The organism is Companilactobacillus formosensis, from assembly GCF_005405305.1.
Lineage (GTDB): Bacteria > Bacillota > Bacilli > Lactobacillales > Lactobacillaceae > Companilactobacillus > Companilactobacillus formosensis.
Genome location: NZ_BJDU01000014.1, coordinates 2,020 through 5,105, shown reverse-complemented (window position 1 = coordinate 5,105; position 3,086 = coordinate 2,020). Strand labels below are relative to the sequence as shown.

The following is a 3,086-nucleotide window of genomic DNA, read 5'->3' as shown; positions in this document are numbered from 1 at the left end:
CTCGTACCTTCAAAACTAGATATTAAGTTAATGATTTAAAACACTTCAAACTGCTGTAAACTCTTACTCGATTAAGTCCTCGATCTATTAGTACTGCTCAGCTCCATGTATCGCTACACTTCCACCCGCAGCCTATCTACGTCATATTCTTTAACGGATCTTACTTCCATAAAGGAATGGGAAATCTCATCTCGAGGGGGGCTTCACACTTAGATGCTTTCAGCGTTTATCCCTTCCATACGTAGCTACCCAGCGATGCGCCTGGCGGCACAACTGGTACACCAGAGGTATGTCCATCCCGGTCCTCTCGTACTAAGGACAGCTCCTCTCAAATTTCCTACGCCCGCGACGGATAGGGACCGAACTGTCTCACGACGTTCTGAACCCAGCTCGCGTACCGCTTTAATGGGCGAACAGCCCAACCCTTGGGACCGACTACAGCCCCAGGATGCGATGAGCCGACATCGAGGTGCCAAACCTCCCCGTCGATGTGAACTCTTGGGGGAGATAAGCCTGTTATCCCCAGGGTAGCTTTTATCCGTTGAGCGATGGCCCTTCCATATGGTACCACCGGATCACTAACTCCGACTTTCGTCCCTGCTCGACTTGTCAGTCTCGCAGTCAAGCTCGCTTTTACGTTTACACTCTGCGAATGATTTCCAACCATTCTGAGCGAACCTTTGAGCGCCTCCGTTACATTTTAGGAGGCGACCGCCCCAGTCAAACTGCCCACCAGACACTGTCCCTCATCGCGCTGAGCGATGTAGGTTAGAGCTTTCATATAACAAGGGTAGTATCCCACCAATGCCTCCTTCGAAACTAGCGTTCCGAAATCAACGGCTCCTACCTATCCTGTACATGTCACACAAAAACTCAATATCAAGCTACAGTAAAGCTCCATGGGGTCTTTCCGTCCTGTCGCGGGTAACCCGCATCTTCACGGGTATTATAATTTCACCGAGTCTCTCGTTGAGACAGTGCCCAAATCATTACGCCTTTCGTGCGGGTCGGAACTTACCCGACAAGGAATTTCGCTACCTTAGGACCGTTATAGTTACGGCCGCCGTTTACTGGGGCTTCAATTCTCAGCTTCGCAAAAGCTAACTGATCCTCTTAACCTTCCAGCACCGGGCAGGCGTCAGCCCATATACGTCATCTTACGATTTAGCATAGACCTGTGTTTTTGATAAACAGTTGTTTGGGCCTATTCACTGCGGCTGGCTGTTACACCAGCACCCCTTCTCCCGAAGTTACGGGGTCATTTTGCCGAGTTCCTTAACGAGAGTTCACTCGCTGACCTTAGGATACTCTCCTCGACTACCTGTGTCGGTTTGCGGTACGGGTAGTTTATTTCTAACTAGAAACTTTTCTTGGCAGTGTGAGTTATTGTGCTTCGTTACTAAAATTTCACTCCCCATCACAGCTTGTCCTTAAAGACATAAGCATTTGACTCATATCAAGACTTACTGCTTGGACGCGCATATCCATCAGCGCGCACACATCATCCTCCTGCGTCCTTCCATCGTTCAAACAAAATAAACTAGTACAGGAATATCAACCTGTTATCCATCGATTACACCTCTCGGTCTCATCTTAGGCCCCGACTAACCCTGGGAGGACGAGCCTTCCCCAGGAAACCTTAGTCTTGCGGCCGACCAGATTCTCACTGGTCTTTCGTTACTCATACCGGCATTCTCACTTCTAAGAACTCCACTGCTCCTCACGGTACAGCTTCAATGCTCTTACAACGCTCTCCTACCACGTGTCTTACGACACATCCACAGTTTCGGTATCATGCTTAGCCCCGGTACATTTTCGGCGCAGAATCACTCGACTAGTGAGCTATTACGCACTCTTTGAATGAATGGCTGCTTCTAAGCCAACATCCTAGTTGTCTATGCGTTTCCACATCCTTTTCCACTTAGCATGAATTTTGGGACCTTAACTGGTGATCTGGGCTGTTTCCCTTTCGACGGTGGATCTTATCACTCATCGTCTGACTCCCGGGTATAGATCAATGGTATTCGGAGTTTATCTGAATTCAGTAACCCAAGACGGGCCCCTAGTCCAAACAGTGCTCTACCTCCACGATCCTAATCCCCGAGGCTAACCCTAAAGCTATTTCGGAGAGAACCAGCTATCTCCAAGTTCGTTTGGAATTTCACCGCTACCCACAACTCATCCCAGCATTTTTCAACATACACGGGTTCGGTCCTCCAATGCGTTTTACCGCATCTTCAACCTGGTCATGGGTAGGTCACTTGGTTTCGGGTCTACATCAACATACTTAGTCGCCCTATTCAGACTCGCTTTCGCTACGGCTCCGACTTTTCATCTTAACCTTGCATGTTAACGTAACTCGCCGGTTCATTCTACAAAAGGCACGCCATCATCCATAAACGGACTTTGACTACTTGTAGGCACACGGTTTCAGGATCTATTTCACTCCCCTTCCGGGGTACTTTTCACCTTTCCCTCACGGTACTGGTTCACTATCGGTCACTAGGGAGTATTTAGCCTTGGGAGATGGTCCTCCCGGATTCCGACGGAGTTTCTCGTGTTCCGCCGTACTCAGGATACTGAATGGAGTGGGTCAGATTTCGTTTACGAGGCTTTCACTCTCTTTGGCCAAGCTTTCCAACTTGTTCAACTATCATTACCTTTTGTTCTCACAACATCAGTCCTACAACCCTATGAAGCAAGCTTCATAGTTTGGGCTATTCCCGTTTCGCTCGCCGCTACTCAGGGAATCGAATTTTCTTTCTCTTCCTGCAACTACTTAGATGTTTCAGTTCATTGCGTGTTCCTCTTGATTGCTATGTATTCACAAACAAGTAAATATCCATTACGATATTTGGGTTCCCCCATTCGGAAATCCCCGGATCAAAGCTTACTTACAGCTCCCCGAGGCGTATCGTCGTTAGTTACGTCCTTCATCGGCTCCTAGTGCCTAGGCATCCACCGTGCGCCCTTTATAACTTAATCTTGACAAAATATGGAAATACATCCACTTTTATCGCGCAGTTTTCGGTGTTTCTTTAAATCATTAATTCTTAATATCCAGTTTTCAAGGTACGAGTTTGACG

General features: G+C 47.9%; 1 rRNA gene. It reads right to left on the bottom strand.

From position 1 onward, the window contains the following. Nucleotides 1–67: 67 nt before the first annotated feature. A 23S ribosomal RNA gene (locus FFM65_RS11950) occupies nt 68–2,985 on the bottom strand. Between the last annotated feature and the right edge of the window lie 101 nt (nt 2,986–3,086).